The organism is Paenibacillus sp. NRS-1760, from assembly GCF_050467785.1.
Taxonomy (GTDB): Bacteria; Bacillota; Bacilli; order Paenibacillales; family Paenibacillaceae; genus Pristimantibacillus.
Window position 1 is genome coordinate 1 of sequence record NZ_JBITPK010000006.1, and the last position, 18918, is coordinate 18918.

At 41.0% G+C, this 18918-nt stretch carries 24 protein-coding genes; 6 read left to right on the forward strand and 18 right to left on the reverse strand.

Annotated features, from left to right (window positions below; translation table 11 throughout):
• Window positions 1-78 precede the first annotated feature (78 nt).
• Entirely contained in the window at window positions 79-585 is a 507-nt protein-coding gene (locus ACIFSR_RS02395; RefSeq protein WP_430054652.1) for a MerR family transcriptional regulator, read from the reverse strand.
• A 166-nt stretch (window positions 586-751) separates the two neighbouring features.
• Here ACIFSR_RS02395 and ACIFSR_RS02400 point away from each other — a divergent pair, with 166 nt between their 5' ends.
• On the forward strand, window positions 752-1603 hold the full coding sequence (locus ACIFSR_RS02400) for an SDR family NAD(P)-dependent oxidoreductase (protein ID WP_430054655.1): 852 nt from the start codon (window positions 752-754) through the stop codon (window positions 1601-1603).
• A gap of 306 nt (window positions 1604-1909) precedes the next feature.
• Here ACIFSR_RS02400 and ACIFSR_RS02405 read toward each other — a convergent pair whose 3' ends face one another.
• Both ACIFSR_RS02405 and ACIFSR_RS02410 read right to left on the reverse strand, forming a co-directional pair.
• Entirely contained in the window at window positions 1910-2527 is a 618-nt protein-coding gene (locus tag ACIFSR_RS02405; protein WP_430054658.1) for a hypothetical protein, read from the reverse strand.
• A gap of 28 nt (window positions 2528-2555) precedes the next feature.
• Window positions 2556-3479, reverse strand: a complete 924-nt coding sequence (locus ACIFSR_RS02410) for a ketopantoate reductase family protein (RefSeq protein ID WP_430054661.1) — start codon at window positions 3477-3479, stop codon at window positions 2556-2558.
• A 149-nt stretch (window positions 3480-3628) separates the two neighbouring features.
• Between ACIFSR_RS02410 and ACIFSR_RS02415 the strand changes: the two genes are divergently transcribed.
• On the forward strand, window positions 3629-4180 hold the full coding sequence (locus tag ACIFSR_RS02415; RefSeq protein WP_430054663.1) for a TetR/AcrR family transcriptional regulator: 552 nt from the start codon (window positions 3629-3631) through the stop codon (window positions 4178-4180).
• 103 nt (window positions 4181-4283) lie between these two features.
• Here the strand turns inward: ACIFSR_RS02415 and ACIFSR_RS02420 are convergent, their stop codons facing one another.
• From ACIFSR_RS02420 to ACIFSR_RS02435, 4 genes are all read right to left on the reverse strand, one after another.
• Window positions 4284-4961, reverse strand: coding sequence for a stalk domain-containing protein (locus tag ACIFSR_RS02420; RefSeq protein ID WP_339209172.1), 678 nt, complete (start codon window positions 4959-4961; stop codon window positions 4284-4286).
• 445 nt (window positions 4962-5406) lie between these two features.
• A complete protein-coding gene (locus tag ACIFSR_RS02425) occupies window positions 5407-6357 on the reverse strand; it encodes an alpha/beta fold hydrolase (protein ID WP_339209170.1) in 951 nt (316 codons plus the stop codon).
• Between the two features lie 339 nt (window positions 6358-6696).
• Window positions 6697-6993, reverse strand: coding sequence for a hypothetical protein (locus tag ACIFSR_RS02430; RefSeq protein ID WP_339209169.1), 297 nt, complete (start codon window positions 6991-6993; stop codon window positions 6697-6699).
• Window positions 6994-7179: 186 nt separating this feature from the next.
• Window positions 7180-7830, reverse strand: coding sequence for a phosphatase PAP2 family protein (locus ACIFSR_RS02435; RefSeq protein WP_339209167.1), 651 nt, complete (start codon window positions 7828-7830; stop codon window positions 7180-7182).
• Between the two features lie 155 nt (window positions 7831-7985).
• On the opposite strand from ACIFSR_RS02435, the gene ACIFSR_RS02440 reads away from it, so the two are divergent.
• Window positions 7986-8114 carry a hypothetical protein gene (locus ACIFSR_RS02440; protein ID WP_256710960.1) on the forward strand — a complete coding sequence of 43 codons (129 nt, stop codon included), beginning with the start codon at window positions 7986-7988 and terminating at the stop codon, window positions 8112-8114.
• A 424-nt stretch (window positions 8115-8538) separates the two neighbouring features.
• Here the strand turns inward: ACIFSR_RS02440 and ACIFSR_RS02445 are convergent, their stop codons facing one another.
• From ACIFSR_RS02445 to ACIFSR_RS02480, 8 genes are all read right to left on the reverse strand, one after another.
• On the reverse strand, window positions 8539-9051 hold the full coding sequence (locus tag ACIFSR_RS02445; protein ID WP_339209163.1) for an acyl-CoA thioesterase: 513 nt from the start codon (window positions 9049-9051) through the stop codon (window positions 8539-8541).
• Between the two features lie 6 nt (window positions 9052-9057).
• Window positions 9058-10023, reverse strand: coding sequence for a nucleoside hydrolase (locus ACIFSR_RS02450; RefSeq protein ID WP_430054668.1), 966 nt, complete (start codon window positions 10021-10023; stop codon window positions 9058-9060).
• 112 nt (window positions 10024-10135) lie between these two features.
• On the reverse strand, window positions 10136-10867 hold the full coding sequence (locus tag ACIFSR_RS02455) for a ZIP family metal transporter (RefSeq protein ID WP_054024887.1): 732 nt from the start codon (window positions 10865-10867) through the stop codon (window positions 10136-10138).
• A gap of 81 nt (window positions 10868-10948) precedes the next feature.
• Window positions 10949-11752 carry an inositol monophosphatase family protein gene (locus ACIFSR_RS02460; RefSeq protein ID WP_430054670.1) on the reverse strand — a complete coding sequence of 268 codons (804 nt, stop codon included), beginning with the start codon at window positions 11750-11752 and terminating at the stop codon, window positions 10949-10951.
• A 38-nt stretch (window positions 11753-11790) separates the two neighbouring features.
• Window positions 11791-12168 carry a glyoxalase superfamily protein gene (locus ACIFSR_RS02465; protein ID WP_339209156.1) on the reverse strand — a complete coding sequence of 126 codons (378 nt, stop codon included), beginning with the start codon at window positions 12166-12168 and terminating at the stop codon, window positions 11791-11793.
• 143 nt (window positions 12169-12311) lie between these two features.
• Complete coding sequence (locus ACIFSR_RS02470) at window positions 12312-13280, reverse strand: ABC transporter substrate-binding protein (protein ID WP_430054672.1); 969 nt, start codon at window positions 13278-13280, stop codon at window positions 12312-12314.
• Window positions 13281-13414: 134 nt separating this feature from the next.
• The gene (locus tag ACIFSR_RS02475) at window positions 13415-14128 is read right to left on the reverse strand and encodes an alpha/beta fold hydrolase (RefSeq protein WP_430054674.1); all 714 of its coding nucleotides are present in this window, start codon (window positions 14126-14128) and stop codon (window positions 13415-13417) included.
• Window positions 14129-14161: 33 nt separating this feature from the next.
• Window positions 14162-14557, reverse strand: coding sequence for a GNAT family N-acetyltransferase (locus tag ACIFSR_RS02480; protein ID WP_430054676.1), 396 nt, complete (start codon window positions 14555-14557; stop codon window positions 14162-14164).
• A gap of 228 nt (window positions 14558-14785) precedes the next feature.
• Between ACIFSR_RS02480 and ACIFSR_RS02485 the strand changes: the two genes are divergently transcribed.
• From ACIFSR_RS02485 to ACIFSR_RS02495, 3 genes are read left to right on the forward strand one after another with little or no spacing between them, the layout of a single operon-like run.
• Window positions 14786-15412, forward strand: coding sequence for a hypothetical protein (locus ACIFSR_RS02485; protein ID WP_339209149.1), 627 nt, complete (start codon window positions 14786-14788; stop codon window positions 15410-15412).
• A gap of 26 nt (window positions 15413-15438) precedes the next feature.
• Window positions 15439-15654, forward strand: coding sequence for a hypothetical protein (locus tag ACIFSR_RS02490; protein WP_339209148.1), 216 nt, complete (start codon window positions 15439-15441; stop codon window positions 15652-15654).
• Window positions 15655-15682: 28 nt separating this feature from the next.
• Entirely contained in the window at window positions 15683-15904 is a 222-nt protein-coding gene (locus ACIFSR_RS02495; RefSeq protein WP_076269334.1) for a DUF2642 domain-containing protein, read from the forward strand.
• A 56-nt stretch (window positions 15905-15960) separates the two neighbouring features.
• Here ACIFSR_RS02495 and ACIFSR_RS02500 read toward each other — a convergent pair whose 3' ends face one another.
• From ACIFSR_RS02500 to ACIFSR_RS02510, 3 genes are all read right to left on the reverse strand, one after another.
• The gene (locus tag ACIFSR_RS02500) at window positions 15961-16401 is read right to left on the reverse strand and encodes a hypothetical protein (RefSeq protein ID WP_430054679.1); all 441 of its coding nucleotides are present in this window, start codon (window positions 16399-16401) and stop codon (window positions 15961-15963) included.
• Window positions 16382-16948, reverse strand: coding sequence for an aminoglycoside phosphotransferase family protein (locus ACIFSR_RS02505; RefSeq protein WP_430054681.1), 567 nt, complete (start codon window positions 16946-16948; stop codon window positions 16382-16384). The genes ACIFSR_RS02500 and ACIFSR_RS02505 overlap by 20 nt, the downstream gene beginning before the upstream one ends.
• Before the next feature lie 161 nt (window positions 16949-17109).
• The gene (locus ACIFSR_RS02510) at window positions 17110-18897 is read right to left on the reverse strand and encodes an ABC transporter substrate-binding protein (protein ID WP_430054684.1); all 1788 of its coding nucleotides are present in this window, start codon (window positions 18895-18897) and stop codon (window positions 17110-17112) included.
• Window positions 18898-18918: the final 21 nt, after the last annotated feature.

Sequence of the window (18918 nt, forward strand, 5' to 3'; positions counted from 1 at the left end):
GCCTTAACAGGAATGTTTAGCTCAACGGACTACAACAGTTTATGTGGGGAAGTAACCTCTCCTCTTGTTATGGCGAGCTTATCTTACCGAAGCATGTGACTTGCCCGCTTTGGCCGATACGGAAAAATACCTCATCTCGCCGGGTGAGACAGGCTTTGTTTTCGGTTCACCCAACATTTTCTCTGGTACGCCGTCTAGACCTTCATCCTTGCAGTCCCGTCTATATCTCCCCTCCTCCAACTTCATGTCGATAAAATCAACAACTTGCTGCAGTGATGTGATCTGGCTGATAATATTTTCACGATGACTTCTTAAGAGTTCCACAAGCTCCGGATATTCCGCTGGATCAGTATCGGCCGAGACCGCCAAAAAAGGTCGAATTTCCTCTAGCAGCATCCCCGTTTTTTTCAGGCATGCTATCAGCCGGATCGTATTGATGTCCTCCTGCCGATAGATGCGGTGCCCGTTATCCTTCCGCTCTGCGCGAGGCAGCAGCCCGATCTTTTCGTAATAACGGATCGTATCCTCAGTAATTCCGGTTTGTCCAGCGGTTTGCTTTATCGTAAAGCATTGCTCTTCCTTCATCCTGTTCCCTCCCTAAGATTGATTTTTGTACATTATACATCTTGAAGCTGGCTCTAAGTCAAATCTCTTATCCTTGGAGAAAAGCTTTGTTTTCGCGTCTTGACTTGGAGTCGACTTCAAGTTATAGAATGTGCACTATCGAATCAAATTAAAAAGGAGATGTACAATGAACAAGGACCAGAGTGAACATATCGCATTGATTACAGGCGCAAGCGCTGGGATCGGGTTAGAACTAACACGGAAATTACTGTCGGAGAACTGGCATGTGGTTGCTGTAAACCGTTCTGATTTTCCAGCCGATGATAGGAGCATCCACAATGCGGTCAAGAGCGGTTCGCTTCGAATTTATAAAACGGATGATCTCGCCGATTATGCCTGCTTGAGACTTACTTTGGAAGAGATCAAAAGCAAGGAGCAGCGGATCGATATTTTGTTCAATAACGCCGGAGGGTCTTTTCCCGAGCTGAGCTATTCGAAACAAGGACGCGAGAAACATTATGAACTGATGACTGTCGTTCCGTATATTATTCTGATGGAATTGAAGGAACTCATTAAAATCAGTCGTTTAAAAACGGTAATCAATACCTCATCTTCTGCTCTAAAATTTACAAAAGAGTTTTCGATCGAAGACCTGGAGCATCCCAAAACCTTTCGCAAGTTGCTTGGTCCTTACGCGACCTCAAAGCTAGCTCTTTCTCTGTGGACTCAGGCCATTGCACCTCAGCTCGCCAAGAATGGTATCAAGATCCGTAGCGTTGACCCAGGTAGCAACAATACACTTAGAAAAGGGAAACAATCCGGACTACCCGTTTTGGTTGAAGTATTGATGAAGCTATTTTTCTCGCCTCCTACCCTCGGTGCCAACAAGCTATATGAAGGGGCTCTTGGTGAACACCATCATGAGAACGGCGTATTTTTGCTAAAAGGACGGGTTGCGGAATTAAAGTTTAAAGAGCAGGCGCAGAACGTTCTGGAAAGGATTCAAGCGATTTATGAACACGAATTTCTCTTGTCTTGAAGCCCAGACCTTGAACAGAATACTGCACTAACCTACTCTTTAGCTTAATGACAGAAGGAGCAATTGCCGCAACGGCGAATTGCTCCCTGGATATTACGCTATTGTCTCCCTTTAGTGCACTGTTTCCTTCAACTTTTGCAGCCGTTCAAAGTAAAACTTAGATACTTTCTCATGGACAATGGACTTACTTTGAATTGCGGGCTAGTCCATCGTAAAGTTCACAAATAAGACACTCAACTCGTTCAGCACCTGCTTACCCTGCACTAAACCTCCCGTTAGCTTAACAATTGAAAGACATTTTTTTTATCAATTGCCTCCAATATGAAAGACACCAATAACGGTTTTACCATCAACGTCATATAGCGGGATATCATAACCACCTGGGGGTCTACTGTTTTGTATAGCTAGAGCTTCCTCGGGTGTCTTAGGCTGCTCACCATCTACATCTTTTTTTAGCAAATATCCCGTAGTGCCATCCACACCTGTTGCACTAATTAAATCAGGTCCCGTTTCGTAGGAAGTGGCATCTGCAGCAGAACCGTATGTCTGTCCGTTTTTATTTTTAGGATAATTCATATTCTTAGGGCTAATATACAAAGAACCAATTATGTTCACTCCATCAACATCATATAATGGGACATTACGACTAAGTTCACCAAGATAATCTTTTTTCAGCAGATATCCTGCAATGCCATTCACACTTCCTGAAAAAATTAAGTCAGGCTGCATTTCAACAGAAGTGGTTTCATTGGCAGAACCGTATGTCTGTCCATTTTCATTTTCAGGATAGCTAGGAAGATTTGTGAGGCTTTGATTAATCGTGCTTTTAGCATCGCTTTGAAACGCCATAGTTCCTCCCACTACGCAAATGGTTAAAACAACACCAAGAATGATTATTCTAATGTGTTTCGAGTAAACATTCATTTTCTCACTCCTTAAAAATACTCGAATATTACTGAACATGAATTTCCGATTTGATATCGTTTTGACTTAAAAATTTCATTAAATCATTACTTAGCTGCAAAATCTCATTGTTAGCATTATTCGCATAATCCGGCAACATCATATCCCTAACCATATTAGTTCGTAGCCATGTCATAAAGAAAAGATCCAAAAATAAGTTTGGAAATTTAAGCACTATTTTAAGCATTGGTGGATCAATTGAAACGCCTGCTTTTTGTATTGCCCTTAGATACGCTTTTAACGTGACTGTTATTTGGCGTGCCGTCTTTCTGGTTCTGACTGTTTTTTTGTCAATTATCTTATTCTCAGAATGCAAAACGCTCAACATAGCAATGTCTGATACGGAATGTGTGATTAGATACGCCTGCATATCCTTTTTAATAACGTAGGGAAGCTTTGCTGTTTTAAATAATTTTGCTAGGTTTTCTATGCGTTCTGTCACTACACCATTCATTTCCCCAAATGAAGTTGCCGCTATAATCTTTGGTAGAAATCGAGCATGCAATACTCCATCTATAATCTGTCCGCCGAAGCCGGGGAAAGCTGGTAAAAGTCTATCCCCTACGATATCCAGCCACGAAGAAAATCCAATTGAATTACTAGTCATCGTAACTATATTTTTGCTTTGATTATCTTTTAGCGCTAACAACGCTGATTCGGACCGATCATAACGAACGGTAACGAAAATAAAATCGTATATATCGTCATTTTCGAGCGTATCAATGACATTCACTTGTATCGATCTAACTGTATCTTTTACTTTATATTGCAGGCCATTTTCTCTTAATGATTTAAATCTATTAGAATGTGCAAACAGGGTAACGTCAAACCCTGCTTCAATAAGCTTAATTGCGTACATGCTCCCGATGACACCTGCACCAAAAATTAAAATTCTATCTTGTTTTGCTGACATTTAACCCCCCCCTACTTATTAACATTTCCTTTTTGATTATCAGACAACATGTTGTATGATGTGATTGTAAATCTTTATTATTCCTTGATCAACCATCAGTTTTTTATTATTTGTCGGATGATATTCTGATTCGCTAATAGGAGGGAAACATGAAAAAGCAACCCCAAATAACGGAGAAAACAAGACAAAAATTTATAGAAGTTTTTTGTGAGTTATATAGCCAAAAGCCGATTGAGAAAATTTCGGTTCAGGAAATTGCGAATAAGTCAGGATATAACCGCAGCACCTTTTATCAATACTTTATCGACATTTACGAATTGTTAGACTCTGTTGAAAATGACTTATTGAATGACATGAAAAAAGAATTGGCGAATAAAGAGCTATCGATTCATACGGTTCAAGATACGCTCTATTGTCTGGACAAAAGAGAACATCTCCTGGTTCTTAATGCCCTTTTGGGTGATTATGGAAGTGCCCGTTTTTTAAAACGCTTAAAAAATGAAATAACTCTGGATCAATTAGAATTAAACGTTCCGCAAAACCATTCCTTAACGCCATACTTAATTGAGTTTTACCTGACAACTTCCCTTTCTTTATTTCGTCTTTGGCTCCAGCGTCAAAAGGATTTATCGTCAGAACAATTTTTCAAGCTAGTGGAGAACCTATATTCAAGCGGGATTACGCCCTATTTTAAAGAATGAGTCTGTCATTCGAACCAAAAGAACAAGAAAAAATCTAATGTAATTTCACATGAAAATAAGCCCACTACGCCTATACGGGCATTGTGGGCTTCTCTGCTTAATATTACTTGTAAATTGAAGTATCTAGCGGAATAATGAACCCGCCGTCAACAGCTTGTGTCACATTTATTGCGATGTTCTTTACTCCAGAAATATCTACCTCAATCGTCTGGAGATCACTATTAGGGAGAATCTTCTCTACTTTTTTAAGGAGCACATTCTTGTCATTATCCCTAATTTCAAGAATCTCCACTTCCTTGCCGATTGCAGCGAATTGCAGAACAAGCTTCTGATATTTGCCGTTAGGGCTGAGCGCGGTATATTTAATATTGGAATTAGGTGCGCTGTACAGAACTTCCTTATAATTCTTGCCGCCGTATTTGGTCAGTGCAGGGTCCTTGGTATGCAGACTGGTGTTAAAATCCTCCTGCTTCACGGAAATGCCTGCCTGCTGTTCGCCAATAATCACCTCTTTGGCTGTCCCGTCATATTTCACCGGAACATCCAGCAGCTCAGAAACAGATCGTACCGGAAGATATGTAGTTCCTTTATAAGTTATAGGAAGTACCGCTTTGCCATTGCCATCTTTGAGAGGGGTAATCTCCCCATTCACTCTGATTTTTAAATCTCCGTTTAACAACGCTTTAATTTCTTGGAGATTCGAGCTCGCGAAAGCACCTGTGCCTATGCCTACCAAAAGTATCATGGTACCGCATAAAGTCGTAACCATCTTCTTCTTCATTTCTGTTTTCCTCCTCTTGGGATGTCTTCAAATCCAGGAACTCCGGAAACAACGGTTATTGAGAGATAATTTCTCTGAAAGATGACGCTACATGTGGGATCGTCTCTTCGTTTATGGTGTTGAAGATTTTACCTTATTATATCACAAAGCCCAATACTTCATTTCTATTTCTCCCTTCTTCCAAGCTGCTGATTATCCCAACCCTTTCTAAGGGCATAGGCTCCGGAAGGATCACGCTGTCAGTTTATTTCCCTACTTCTCTCATTCCGGCTGTTCACTCTTGTATAGAAAGGTAGATGATGATTTCAGGGTTTTCAAATCCATGCTTAAGGAAACAAAATCGAGGTTTCTTCTATGTATTATCATACTTAACACGAAAAAAGGCGCTCCCGGCAGTAGTCCAGGAGCGCCTGCTTTATATTCAATTGTATATTGCCAGAACTTTCTACTGGCCTTTATTTACATCCTCCATAAAGCTCCTATAGTTTTCCACGATTTCTTTGGACCTTGTATGGTGTAGATAATGCGTGCCTTCAAATGTCATCAATTTTCCATGAACTAGATCTTTTATCTGTTCATCATGCAATTTTCCCCAGCCTTCAACATCCGTATTATTCGCTTCTAAAAAGAAAATAACAGGAAGGTCTTTCGGGAATTTCGAATTCTCAACAGCGGCAAAATTAGGCTTGAAATTTTCCCCTTCACTAATGATATTGGGGTTCATCATATTTTTGAGAGAGATTATTCTAATCTGCTCTCTCATTTCATCATTAACTTCTGGTGCAATAAGCTGATCGTCGGTTAGTTTCGATAACAATCGCAAGAAACCAGTCTTTTTGAGTATTTTATAAACATCTGATGGAAATGGTTCATCTAAACCGCCTTGTGTTGGAACACTGCTGTCTATCCCAACAAATGCTGTAACTTCATTCTCATATTTGTTCACATAATCTAGACCGTAAATACCAGCTATAGAGTGGCCCATTAACGTGTAGCGGTTAATATTTAGCTGTTGCAGCGCTTCATGAATTTCTTTCACTATATTTTCAGTAGTACGTTCTTTTTCTGTAACATCACTTAAGCCATACCCAAATGGCTCAATCACGACTACTTTGTAAAATGGTGCCAACTCATCAATTAGTGGTTTGAAATCAAGCGCTGGCGCTCCTGTTCCGTAACCAGGCAGCAGGACAACCGTTTCTGTGCCATCCCCTTGAATTAAAACATTCATATTTTTTCCATCTACAGGTACAAGCTGACCATAAGATACGATTTTATCTTTGTCCGTTTTATTGCTGATGATATTAACGATAAAAACGACGGCTAGAAAAACTACAATAGCTATAATAATGACAATTACAGCTTTAAGTAAAAATCTAAGTATTTTTTTCATCATTCATTTTCTCCCCTTATTCTACATTCTTTGTTTTAACCAATTCAGTTGAATCTCCGATAAATCACCTGCTTATTTATATAGCTTTGCTTTTGTCTTCCTCATACTAACAAACCACTCTTAGATCTTGTGTAACTCAGTTTTAACTAGACCTTAACTCTTATTCATTATTGGAGCCAACAATTAAGCTTCCATTAAGATTACAGCTAAGATTACAGCAGATAGGTTCGTTCTTCTTCAAATTCGGCGAAATGGATACCTGTTTAAACATGTAAAGACCGCCTTTAATCAAGGGCGGTCTCATCAAGAGCTACAACGCTATTGGTTCATTTTCTACATGAGTCATTCTTTTGGAGAAGAGCTGCTTAAATCCTTAAACGCTTCTATAAAAGACACTGGATCTGCGGATATCATATACGAGAAAACACCCTGCAGCGTGTGCAAATAGAAAATACCACCATCCCCGCCAATCGGTTTAAAAGATAGATCGAATACTTCCGTTATCGGAAACTCACGGTACTTAGTAACAATTTTCTCTTTGTATAAATACATAAGACGTTCATCCACTACTGTTTTTTGTTCTACACTTGTGATTTCTCTTTTCACTTTATAATAATGCTGGATAGCAATACAATTCATATTTACTCCTCAATGCTTCGTCATTAACGACAACTATACCAAATAGTCTCTACACTTTACAAAAAAATGACCGGAAAGAGACACTCTCTTCCGATCATTTTATTAAGAATTAGGATAATTTTGGCCAAACCCGTTGTTTTAATCATTCATATACATATAATGATGCTTGATAAAGTCCCAGCCCAGTTAACTTTTCAATTTCCCATTTCTTCTATCGAGCACATACTGATACAAACCGATCGATACAGTAAGCCATGTCCCACTAGCCAAATATCCACCTACAATATCACTTGGAAAATGGACCCCTAAATAAATCCGGCTAATCCCTATCCCCAGTATCATAACTGAACCAACTAAGATCAAAATGATACGCCAATACGCCTTCGGAATATGCTTCCATAATAGAAAAATGATAATCCCGTAAAAAGTGAAAGCGGCCATGGAATGTCCACTCGGAAAACTGTAGCCATTTTCTTCAATAATGCGGTAAATCGTTGGCCTGACACGTTGAAAACTCAATTTTAGCACACTATTTAAAATGGTTGATCCAATTAAGATTCCTGCAAAAAAGTACAGTTCTCTTCTATATTGCAATTTTGCTAATACGACTAACATGATGATGGCTAAAATAGAAACCATAACTCCTGATCCAATAAACGAAAAAAACTTCATTATCGCTGTAAGAGTATCAGATTCCGATCCTTGAATTTTACTGATGATGCTCTGATCAAAATTTGCAATTCGCTGATCGCCAATCCAAATGGATATCCATATGAACCCGATTGCACCCATTAAACTTAACAAAAATGCACGTGTAAAAACGAAAGTGAAATTCATCCTGCAGCACTCTCCATACTCTGAATAATTAGACTGAAAAAATGATGTACATACACTACTACGTCTAATTGGACAAACAGGCTCCAATTCATCGATTTTTTGTAGGTATGAAATGGACAGATCCTGCTCACCCTATAATGCTGGAGGTGATGACATTGACAGGAAGAAACAATAAACCGGATAATGATGGACCAGCTTCAAGTCCATCCAGGCTCGATCAATTTGGTGATAAACAAAGCAGAAACGACGAAGCTATACCGAAGAAAAAGGACAAAAGCTGCTAATTTAATGTTTAGGCAGCTCCGATAAAAAGAGCTGCCTTTACTATCTGAGCGCTAAATTACAAAAAGGGAACAGATGTTTCCTAGTCGCAAAACGAGCATATTGGTGATAAAAACCATTAATTTTAGTCAATTCACCCAATTTTTAATGCAATAGCTCCTATCAGGTCGGCATTTAAGTAAATTTTGCCCAAGATGATGAAAAATATCATCTAATTAGGCTGAATTATACGAGAACATTCGTTCTACACCCGTATTTCGGATCATTTTTATACATAAATCGATACAAATACGCTGTATTTTCTCTCATTCCCCACAAAAAACAGAGAGCGATTCAACAAATATATTGCTAAAAATTAAATTTCATCAAAAAAAAAGACCACGACAGCAATTATTATGCTGTCGCAGTCTTTTGAGAAATCAAAAGTTAATCCCAAGGATAAGTAACCGTCAAAAATCCAGCAAACTTTTTGCTTTCATCTCTTCTCACCTTGCGCATGTCCGCTCGGTGCTCAGCTGTCTCGAACAATTTTATTTCCTCTTCCGATTCCGGTACAACGATTGGTACAGGAACGGGCTTCCGATTCTCATCCAGTGCAACAAAGGTTAAAAAAGAGGTTGCTGCAATTTTACGTTCGCCGCTTAGCAAATCCTCTTTGATTACCTTCACAAACACCTCTACTGAGGTTCGGCCTGTCCACGTTACGAATGCTTCTAAGCATACCGAATCTGAAGGCCTGATGGGATGCAAAAAATCAACAGAGTCTGTGGAGGCGGTCACGACTGAACGCCGGCAATGCTTGGTTGCTGCAATCGAAGCAATATCGTCGATGTAAGCCATTAGTTTCCCGCCAAACAATGTATTGTGATTGTTGACGTCCGGCGGAAAAACTCTTGCCGTTTTGTAACATCTGGACTCGCGTGAATGCCTCTGCTCCATTGATGATTATTCCCCTTTTTTAAATACGGATAATAGCTGGGAGATCGCTCTCTCCTGCTCAACTTCCAAACAGAAATCAACAGGACGGCCTACAACCGAACGTACTCTTCGATCCGTAATGATCATCCCTGCCGTTAAACCTTCACCACAGTCAATAACCGCATTCATCGTTTCTATTTTCACGAGAGAAGGATTAATAGCTACAATAACAGCTAACGGATCATGCATTGCACATTCGCCGTCAAAGTGATTGGAAAATGCATAAAATTCAAAATAACGCTCTAAAGCGACATTTAGGAAATCAAGGATTTCATGTTTATCATCAGCAATCTCGCGTGATAATTGCTCCATATGTGTTTTTGTAAGACGAGTCTTCTGTGTTACATCCAAGCCGACAATTGTAATTGGAAGCTCTGATTCGAATACAAGCGCTGCTGCCTCTGGATCACCGTACAGATTTGCTTCGCTCACCGGTGTAATGTTACCTGGTGCGAACACTGTTCCACCCATAATAACGACCTTTTGGAATTTCGTCACAATGGAAGGATCAAGCTGTAAAGCAAGCGCTAGATTCGTTTGTCTGCCAACGGTTACAAGAATAAGCTCTCCTGGGCTCTCATTCACTTTCTGAACGATGAATTCCGCTGCAGATATACCCACCAGAGGCTTCTGATGAGTTGGCGGCAATTCTGCATCGCCGATGCCATTATGTCCATGAATATGAGCGACAGCGCCTGGGAACACACGCTTGAGCGGACCTGAAGCACCCTTCGCAACAGGAACCTCATAACCGCAATTTGCAACTTGAATGACACGCAGCGTATTTTCCGTAGCTTGTTCAACGTCGATATTCCCAAATCCCGTCGTAATACCCTCTACCTTAATCTCTGGTGAAAGCAGTGCATATAAGATGGCTAAAGCATCATCAATGCCTGTATCAACGTCAAGCAACATCCTGTTTATCTTCGACATATTATGATACCTCCCTTTTCTATCGTTCATTGTAAACGAATAAAGCTTGAAAAACCAATTAAAATATAAAGTTTGTGCTTCCCTTCAAAATTACATCTTGATTTTGGAATGATTAACCAAAGAAATGACTAATATACACCATAACAAGCAGCCCTATGATAAAGGAATAGGTTGCAGAACGTTCATAACCATGTCCATGTGTCTCAGGAATCAGCTCCTTATAGACGATGAACAACATAGCACCAGATGCAAACGCAAGTCCATAGCCAATAAGCCCAGCCACATAACTTGCAGCAAAATAACCGACTATCGCAGAGACAACCTCCATTAGACCCGTCAAGGTTACGATTAGCATAAGCTTCAGCTTGCTCACCTTGGAATGAATAAGGAAGATGGCAAGGACGAGCCCTTCCGGCATGTTCTGAGCCCCGATTGCAATAGCTACCATCGGTCCAAGTCCGCCATTCGCACTAGCATAACTAAAGCCGGTGCTTAAGCCCTCCGGAATGTTATGGATGATTAATGCAAATATGACGAGCAGCGACTTGCTGTCAAAGGATGAGATCCCTCTTTTTTGCTCAATATCGATATGGGGTAGATTTTTTTCAATGAGGTCAAGCGCAATCACGCCAATTAAAAGTCCTAACGTCAGTGGGATTAGCCCAGATTCCTTGAGAGCTTGCGGCAGCAAGCCAAAGGTAGACGCAGAAACCATGATGCCAGCTGTAAAAGCAATCAATATGTCCTTCCATTTTTCCGAAAGACTTTTGACGAAGAGCAGCGGAACCGCGCCTAGCACGGTAGCCATTGCAGAAATAAAGCTTCCTATGAGTGCTTCTACCATGTTGTCTCTCCTTAGCGGGTCGATCACTACCCAAAAACTGTTTCCTTATTTTATACGAATAATGCGATTTCCATCCTTTTCTTACGTTGACAGTCCTTGTTTAACAAGGTTCATAAAATACGTCTGGTGATCAGGGTGACATGCAATTAAATAAGGCTCTTCATTTACGCCCTTAAAGGGATTGCCATCGTAATCAATGACAACGCCGCCGGCTTCCTGAACCATTACAATACCAGAATATAGATCCTCACCCTCCGAGTTGTAAACGATGATTGCATCCAAATCCCCTCTGGCAAGCATCGTCCATTGCAGCGTTGGCGCCCACAGCCGCATCATCCGCTTCGTGTTAACGTCTATGTAATGCCTAAGCGTTACGGCACGCTGTTCATTTTGCACCGCATGACCTTGTATCCAGCCAACTCTCGCTTTTGCAAAAGCCTTTGATTGTTTCATATGTATTGGCCTAGCATTGCATAAAGTGCCTTCGCCTGAGCTTGCCACGTACAAACGATCTGTCATCGGCTCATAAATGACCGCCAACACCGGTTTAAAGTTATAAGAGAGCGTGATCGAGATGCCGAACAACGGCAATCCTACCGCAAAATTATTAGTTCCATCAAGGGGATCGACCAACCACAGCCATTCGCTAGTCAGATCATTCTCGCCATATTCCTCTGATCGAATGCGATGATCGGGGAATACGCTTCTAATCTTATTTAGAATGATGCTCTCTGCCAAATAATCGACTTCCGTAACGATATCGCCATGGTCGCCTTTCTCTTCATAATGATCCAATGTTCCAAACTTCTCGCGTGTTAGCCGGCCCGCTTCATAAGCTGCAGCAATAGCAACCTCTCTAGCCGTATTTAATATCAATTGATCCAATATTTCAGCCCCTTCACATGTCTCTTATTCAACCGTATCTAACTAATTTCCTCAGTCTTAGCAGAATAAAAGTGCAGACGATTTCCAAATGGATCTGTAATACTCACTTGATTCCATTCTTCATCAAAGCCTGGTCTAGCGAAATTATATTTTTTGGCTAACAAATGCTCTTGAAGCGCCTTGGCATTGTCGACTTCAATGCGGATTGCTGAACCAGGCGTACTATCGCCATAATGCTCCGATAAATGGATGACACAATCGCCATTAGAGATTTGCATGTAGAGCGGCAAGTCTGGCTCAAAACGATGCTCCCAATCGCATTTAAATTCCAAGAAATTGAAATAAAAGTCTCGTGCTTTTGCTTCATCAAAAATGCGAAGAATCGGTACGGTTGATTTCATATGAAAAGTCATCATTATACAACTCCTTGTCCAGTGTCCTATCTTCCATGATTATACATGGATTTCAAAAGGTACGGAAGGCATGCCACAGAGAAAAGGACTGTACCCCAATGCACAATTCGCACGGAGGTACAGCCCTTTGTTCAACTCTACTGCTATTATTTCACAATGCTTTCCAATACATCATCAATGACTTGCGAGTAAGCAATCGTACCTGCGTACAACCAGCTTGATGTGCTTGGGTACTCATAAATTTTACCGTTTTTCACAGCAGGGATGTTTTTCCAGATTGGATCGCTTAATGCTTGCGAATCCGCATCTGTGCCGCTGTTAACGAGGAATAAATGGTCAGCATCAAGTTCAGCTAGTTTTTCTAGCGAAATGGCGTTCCAGTTGCCCGTTCCTGTTGCAGAAACTTCTTTTACAACCTCTGGAACAGTCAAACCTAATTGATTATAAAGAAGATCACCACTCGATAGCTTTTCACTTACGATATAAAAGTTGCCTTGTACAAACCAAAGAGCTGCAGCTGATTCACCTGGGATTGCGCTTTGCAATTTTTCTTTAGCAGCTTTCGCTTTTGCATCATACTCATCCAAAGCTTTTTGCGCTTCTGCACTCTTTCCAAAAACCTCTCCGACTTTCAGCAAAGTAGCACGCCAGTCAGCAATCAATTTATCGCCAATGGTGAAGGTTGGAGCAATTTTGGAGTATTGCGCAAATTTATCGCCTTCCACATTCGCATCATATGCCATAAGAATAAGGTCTGGTTCAAAGCTTGTTACGGCTTCGAATGGAAGATCATACGGTATAGTTGGAACGTCAGCAAGTGAATCATGCAAGTAATCTTGAATACCGTTAGGAACGGACCACTGAGCAACTGGCTTAATGCCTATAGCTACTAAGTGATCTTCTAAATAAGAAGCGATGACGCGCTGAGGATTAGCTGGAATGGTAACCTCGTTACCTAATGCATCTGTTAGTTTTCTATCTGTTGGCGCATCTGTTGGAGCCACTGTAGCAGCAGGTGTATTATTTGTTTTATTACCTCCGCAAGCTGCTAGACAAATGGATAGGACAATCAAACTCATAAATATAAGTACAAATCTCTTGTTGCGGTTACTCACGATAGTTCCCCCTGTAAGACGATATATGGCTGTGAAGTAAAAATAGTTTCACCTCAAAAGTCATCTAATGATAACAATTATCATTTTCATTGTCAACTGGGTTTTCAAGTTGAACCGCAACCGTCCTACTTTTTCTAACGATGCTCGATAAACTGTTCGATTGTTTGATATAGCTCTTCCTTTTCGGTACCGCGAATATTATGAGCGGACTCAAAAAACTCTTTAACCGTTATATTGCTGAACAACTGCTTGTAATGAATTAGATCCGCATCGCTAAGCAATGATCCCTCCAGCATTCCTCTCATAACAAGAACAGGCAGCTTAAGCTTCACATCCAGCTGCAGCTGTGAAGAGTCCCGTTCAATGCCGATAACCGCTTGTTCTCTTATTTTCTCTTCCCGCTTCATCGGCTTCAAATAATTAAAAATATAATCGTGACGCCATTCCGCCGACATTTGTTTATGCTCTGCAGGATAATCTTCTAAAATAAGTGATTCTAAGTGATGCTCGTTCGTTTGAGCATAACCAAGCGCATAAGATACACCGCGAGAGTATCCCATCAGATGAAAGCGATCCACGGCAGCAGCTTCAACAACAGCTGAAAGATCTGCTATGTGATCTTTTAGATCGTAATGACTAAACGGCGTATCGCTTTGTCCTCTCCCGCGGAACGAGAGAACAATTGCTCTTCGAGGCAATAAATATAACAATAAATCCTCATATTCTTCAGCTGTTTCCGATAACCCTGGGCATATGATTAATGGGGTTAATTTTTGATCTGCATCTGGTTTTGAATCTAAGTAATGAATTTGAACATCTTGATTTATAGCAATTTTCGAATCGATCACTGACTCTCCCCCTCTCTACGTTTCTAATTAGACTTAACGTTCTCTTGCTATAACAAAGCCTTTATCCGTAGAGGCAAATCCAATTCTCGGGTAATAGTCGACAGCTGAAGGCGCAGACAACAAGACAAGTGACACTTCCGCACCAAGTGTTTGCCTAAGTCGCTCTACCAGCTCCTTGCCGATGCCTAATCTTTGGTAGTCGTGATCAATTGCCAAATCAGACAGATAGCAGCAATAGGAATAGTCTGTAATCGCCCGCGCTATTCCGACCAGTTTATTGCCGTCCCATGCACTAATAATGATATCTGCATGTTCGATCATTTTTTGCAAGCGTTCTAAATCTTGATAGGGTCTTTTAATCCCAGAGCTCGCAAATACTTGCGACAAGTCTTGCGCGGACAAATTTTTATCGTTCTGATAATGTATCATAACTATTCCTCTCTCCTTTGCTTATTGATTCCCATGATTATACATCTTAAGTTCATATTAGGGTAGATTGTTTTTATCATCCCTTTTGCCATTGAAATCATTTTTGAAAACTATGAAAATACGCCTATCTATCCTCTTCACTAGCATAATTGGGGTAATCCCTAGTCCCTTTTCTGGCAAAAAGAAATACATATATAGGAGCAATAGCTTTATAGGAGGGATTATATTTTGATAGCTTCTGCAAAATCACCCACAGTGCAGCTTCAGACTGTGAGCAAAAAACGGAAAAAAATAGTGAGTAAAAAGAGAAATGTCGTTATTCATGGCAAGCTGCACTTACAACATAGCAATGGCAGTCTGAGCAATACGGAATGTAAGCCTAAAGTTGTGCGGAAACACAAAAACAGAAAGACCGATCGCTGCCACCTTAATGTACAGAAAAAGGGATGTCCAAGTGGGCAAAGAGGTTTGCAAGGCCCTGCCGGTCCAACCGGTCTTACAGGTCCTCAAGGCTCAGCAGGAGCACAAGGAGCGGCTGGAGCTGTTGGTCCTCAAGGCATTCAAGGACCACAAGGCGTTCCCGGTCCATTAGGACCGCAGGGCCTTCAGGGTCCTCAAGGCGTTCAAGGTCCCCCGGGTCCGTCAAGCGAGTTTGACTTTACAGAACTCATTACACTACTTAACGGCTACCTTATTGTTGGCACTATCATTAATGTCATGACACCGGGACAGCCGACCGGGTTCACTGGAACAGTAATCAGCGTGCAATCGACACTAGTCCAATTAAACACGGTCGCAGGCACTTTGATGTTCATCCCGCTTTCCTTCATCACGAACATTGAAACAATATCATAACTCCCTATGAGAAGAGGTTTGTGCTCATGTCTACAACGCTTTCGGGCGATTTGATCGCATTACTCGGCAAAGAAGTGTTTGTCATGACAAATGGCTTTGGTCAGCTTGCTGTAATCGGAAGACTCGATCAGGTTGGTAACGACTTTATACTCGTTTCCTTCGATCAAGATAGCTTTCTTTACGAGCTGAGAATCTTTTATGCAAACATTATTTATGTCCACGAGAATCCAGCAGTTTCATAAACAAGATTCTAAGGAGAGTAGGCTTGCGATGTCTATTATTTCAAATGGAAATCAGATTCTTCCAGGTACTGCTATTTATAGTTTACTCAAGCGCCATATTGGCAGCATTATTTATATAACGACCTCAACAGGAAATGAAGAAGGCCAGTTGATGGCATTTAACGCTAACTTTTTGACCATTACGACAACTGCGTTAGAAACCAAATATGTACTAACAGCAGAGCTAGTCTCTTTCACATTTCGTTCTTAATAAAAAAGCAGGCTGGATCTAAAGGTTTTTGACCATTAGGTACAGCCTGCTTTATATTAAAGAGCCCCATTTTCTAGTTCAACAGCATGTCTAGCAATCGCCCTTAAAATATCATCGAACATTTCTTCTTGTTCCCAAATGACTTTGAAGCCTTGCACTAACAAGTCACCCAATCCCTGCTCCAAAGGCCTATGCAGCCACTCGGTATCTGCAACACCAAAGTCAGCTTCGATTCCACTTGCATACTCTATTTTTAGAGAAGTTAGCAAATCATATTCCTCTTTCGTCGCTTGCTCTATAGCCTCGTATTGGAACTGATATAAAATGGCATCTACTGTTTTTTGCTTCTTATCGGTAATGAGAAGAAAGCTTAAATTCGAATCATCTTCACTCTCATCGTCCGCACAAGGCCCAACCAAAGCAATTCCAGTAATATGCGAATGTCCGCCTGCCCATTTCACAAATTCGTACATAAGCTTATAATGATCCGGTCTCATATTCATGTACCTCCAAATACCATCGTGGAACTATGCTGTCAAAATAATGATGATCCTCTAACACTCGCTCCAGCTTCTCTACCATAATAGGCAGCTCAACTGGTCGAACCTTCAATATCCATACGATTGAGGAGATAATCGTCATCGCAAGATAAAGAGAATATAAGGTCCAGAACTTCTCATCAGGCTCTCGATTGCCATGATACCCTTTAATCGTACCCATCGTAAATGGAATGCTGATTTCACTGCTGAACATCCCGGCCTTCAGAAATTCATGTACCGGATCTCCCCAGTCCCATCGATTAAAATCAATGACGCCGGCTAATCTGCCTTCTTTTACAATTAAATTGCCCACATGGAAATCATCGTGCTGAAAAACGTTAGGCCTATCCTTCATCAGATACAGATTTTGTTCAATAAAGGATAGAATCTGCGCATCGTCTTTCATTCGAGCCCCACTGCTCGATATAGCTTTTATGCTTTGCAAGCTTACGGTCATGCCATGACAAGACTGAAGCAGGAGCATGCCACTTATGCATCTTAGCAAGCTCTTGGCCCGCTTCCAATTCAATTGTATATATAACCTTTATTTATTTTTGAAATTCGTCTGCTGCCATGAAGGGTGTCTATACCTTTGACAATGTTGTCGATGAGCTCCTGCTCGTTCATAATCCCACCTCGCAAATCCAAATAAAAACGATCTATTCATCACGTATTTCTTAACCAGACGTTTTTATAATCGATTTTACCCCATGCGTTTAACGAAATTCCTTGCAGCGTTTGATGATGTCCTACAATCTGCAGGCTATGATATAAGAACAATATGCTGAAATTTCGTTTGAGCTCCTCTTGTATGCTTATTAAATAACCCATTCTAATATCTGAATTCTCATACCGCAAACAATTCGAAATTTGTTGATTGATATTCATCTTGTCAACCGGACCCAAATGGTTCGTAATAAAACTGTTCTTTGACATATACATCTCAATAAGCGAAATATCGGGCTGCTCTCCGAGTACTTCCCCACTAAGTATCATATCCGCTTTAATTATGATTTCGGGATTAGCAAGCTCTTCGAGCGAAAGCTTTACGATTTCTACTGAAATGCCTAAATGCTTGTATACCCTTTGCAGCCATTTCGAAGTTTGATCATTCGCAGGCATTTCATAAGTATATAGCGTTATGGTCTCGCCCTTATATCCTGACTCTTCAAGCAATGTTGCCGCTAGTTGCGTATCATATTCGTTATAGAAAGCCTTATCCGTATCCTCTAAATTAAAGCCGGTTGAAGGCTGGTGCCTAATGCCGCCTAATTCGTGGATCATTTGCTGCCGATCTATTCCGAAGTGCAAAGCTTGGCGGAACTTCTTTTGCTGTGTGATGCCTTTTTTAGCTGTATTGATGGTAATAAAAGTGCTGCCTTTCTCCAATTGGGCCAGCGCTGGCCTTAAACTCTCCTTGATTTGCGCTTCAAAATAAACCAGTTGATCTTCACCGTCCGACTGCAGCTGCTCTTGATTTTCCTCATAGTTTGGCCACACCCACATTTCAATGCGATCCAGATGAGGACAACCTTCCAAATAATACTCATTGGCTTCTGCAACGAGCATAGACTCATTGTTTTTGGTAATTTTGAACGGTCCAGTCCCAATAGGCATGACGGCAAACTGCTCATCAGAACCAGTACCATCGAGCATTTCAGGTACAATGGAATAACGTTCCGTACAAAGGAAATGAAGAAACAGCGCATTAGGCTCGTTTAGCTCAAAGGTAATGCTGTACTTGCTCGTTTCTTTTATTTCCTTTATCTTGGACGTTAACCACTCCGCAGGCGAGCTTGTGAGCAGTCTTTGAAAAGTAAATGCGACGTCTCGCGAGGTCATTATCTTATCATTGTGAAAACGAACGCCCTTGCGCAAAAAAAACGTCCAGCTCGTTTTCATAACGTTGCTTTCCCAGTAATGAGCAAGCTGAGGGTGGAATTTACCATCCTGATTTGAATATCTGACCAATGTATTAAAAACCTGCTCTATCCAATGCGTCTCCATGCGGCGACAGACGAAAGCAGGATCTAAGCGCAAGAGAGGACGATAAAAGGGAAACCTCAGTATATCCTTCTCCTCCATATCCCGCTTCACGCCAAACAATTCAGACAACCATGTCATAATTTCGGATTTCACAGCTGGATCCTGAAGCATCTCGAGCATGCTCCAAGCCTCGTTGATCTTCCCTTTCTCGACTAGCCCCTTCGCTTTGCCGAGTACGATATCACGGTATGAAACAAGAAATACGATTTGCGAGAGATTTCCGCGGCCACGACCGGGCAACCATTCGATATAGCTCTTTTCCATCATTTTTGTTAAAAGTATTTGTACATTTCTGCGTGTACAAGACAATATGTCGCAGATCCGTTCCATGGATAAAAAAATAGGCTCGCGTTCTGGGTTTGCTGGAAAAGTGTTTCTTAACCTGCAATAATATTCTTCCACATCCATCCTTAACACCACCTAGGAAAC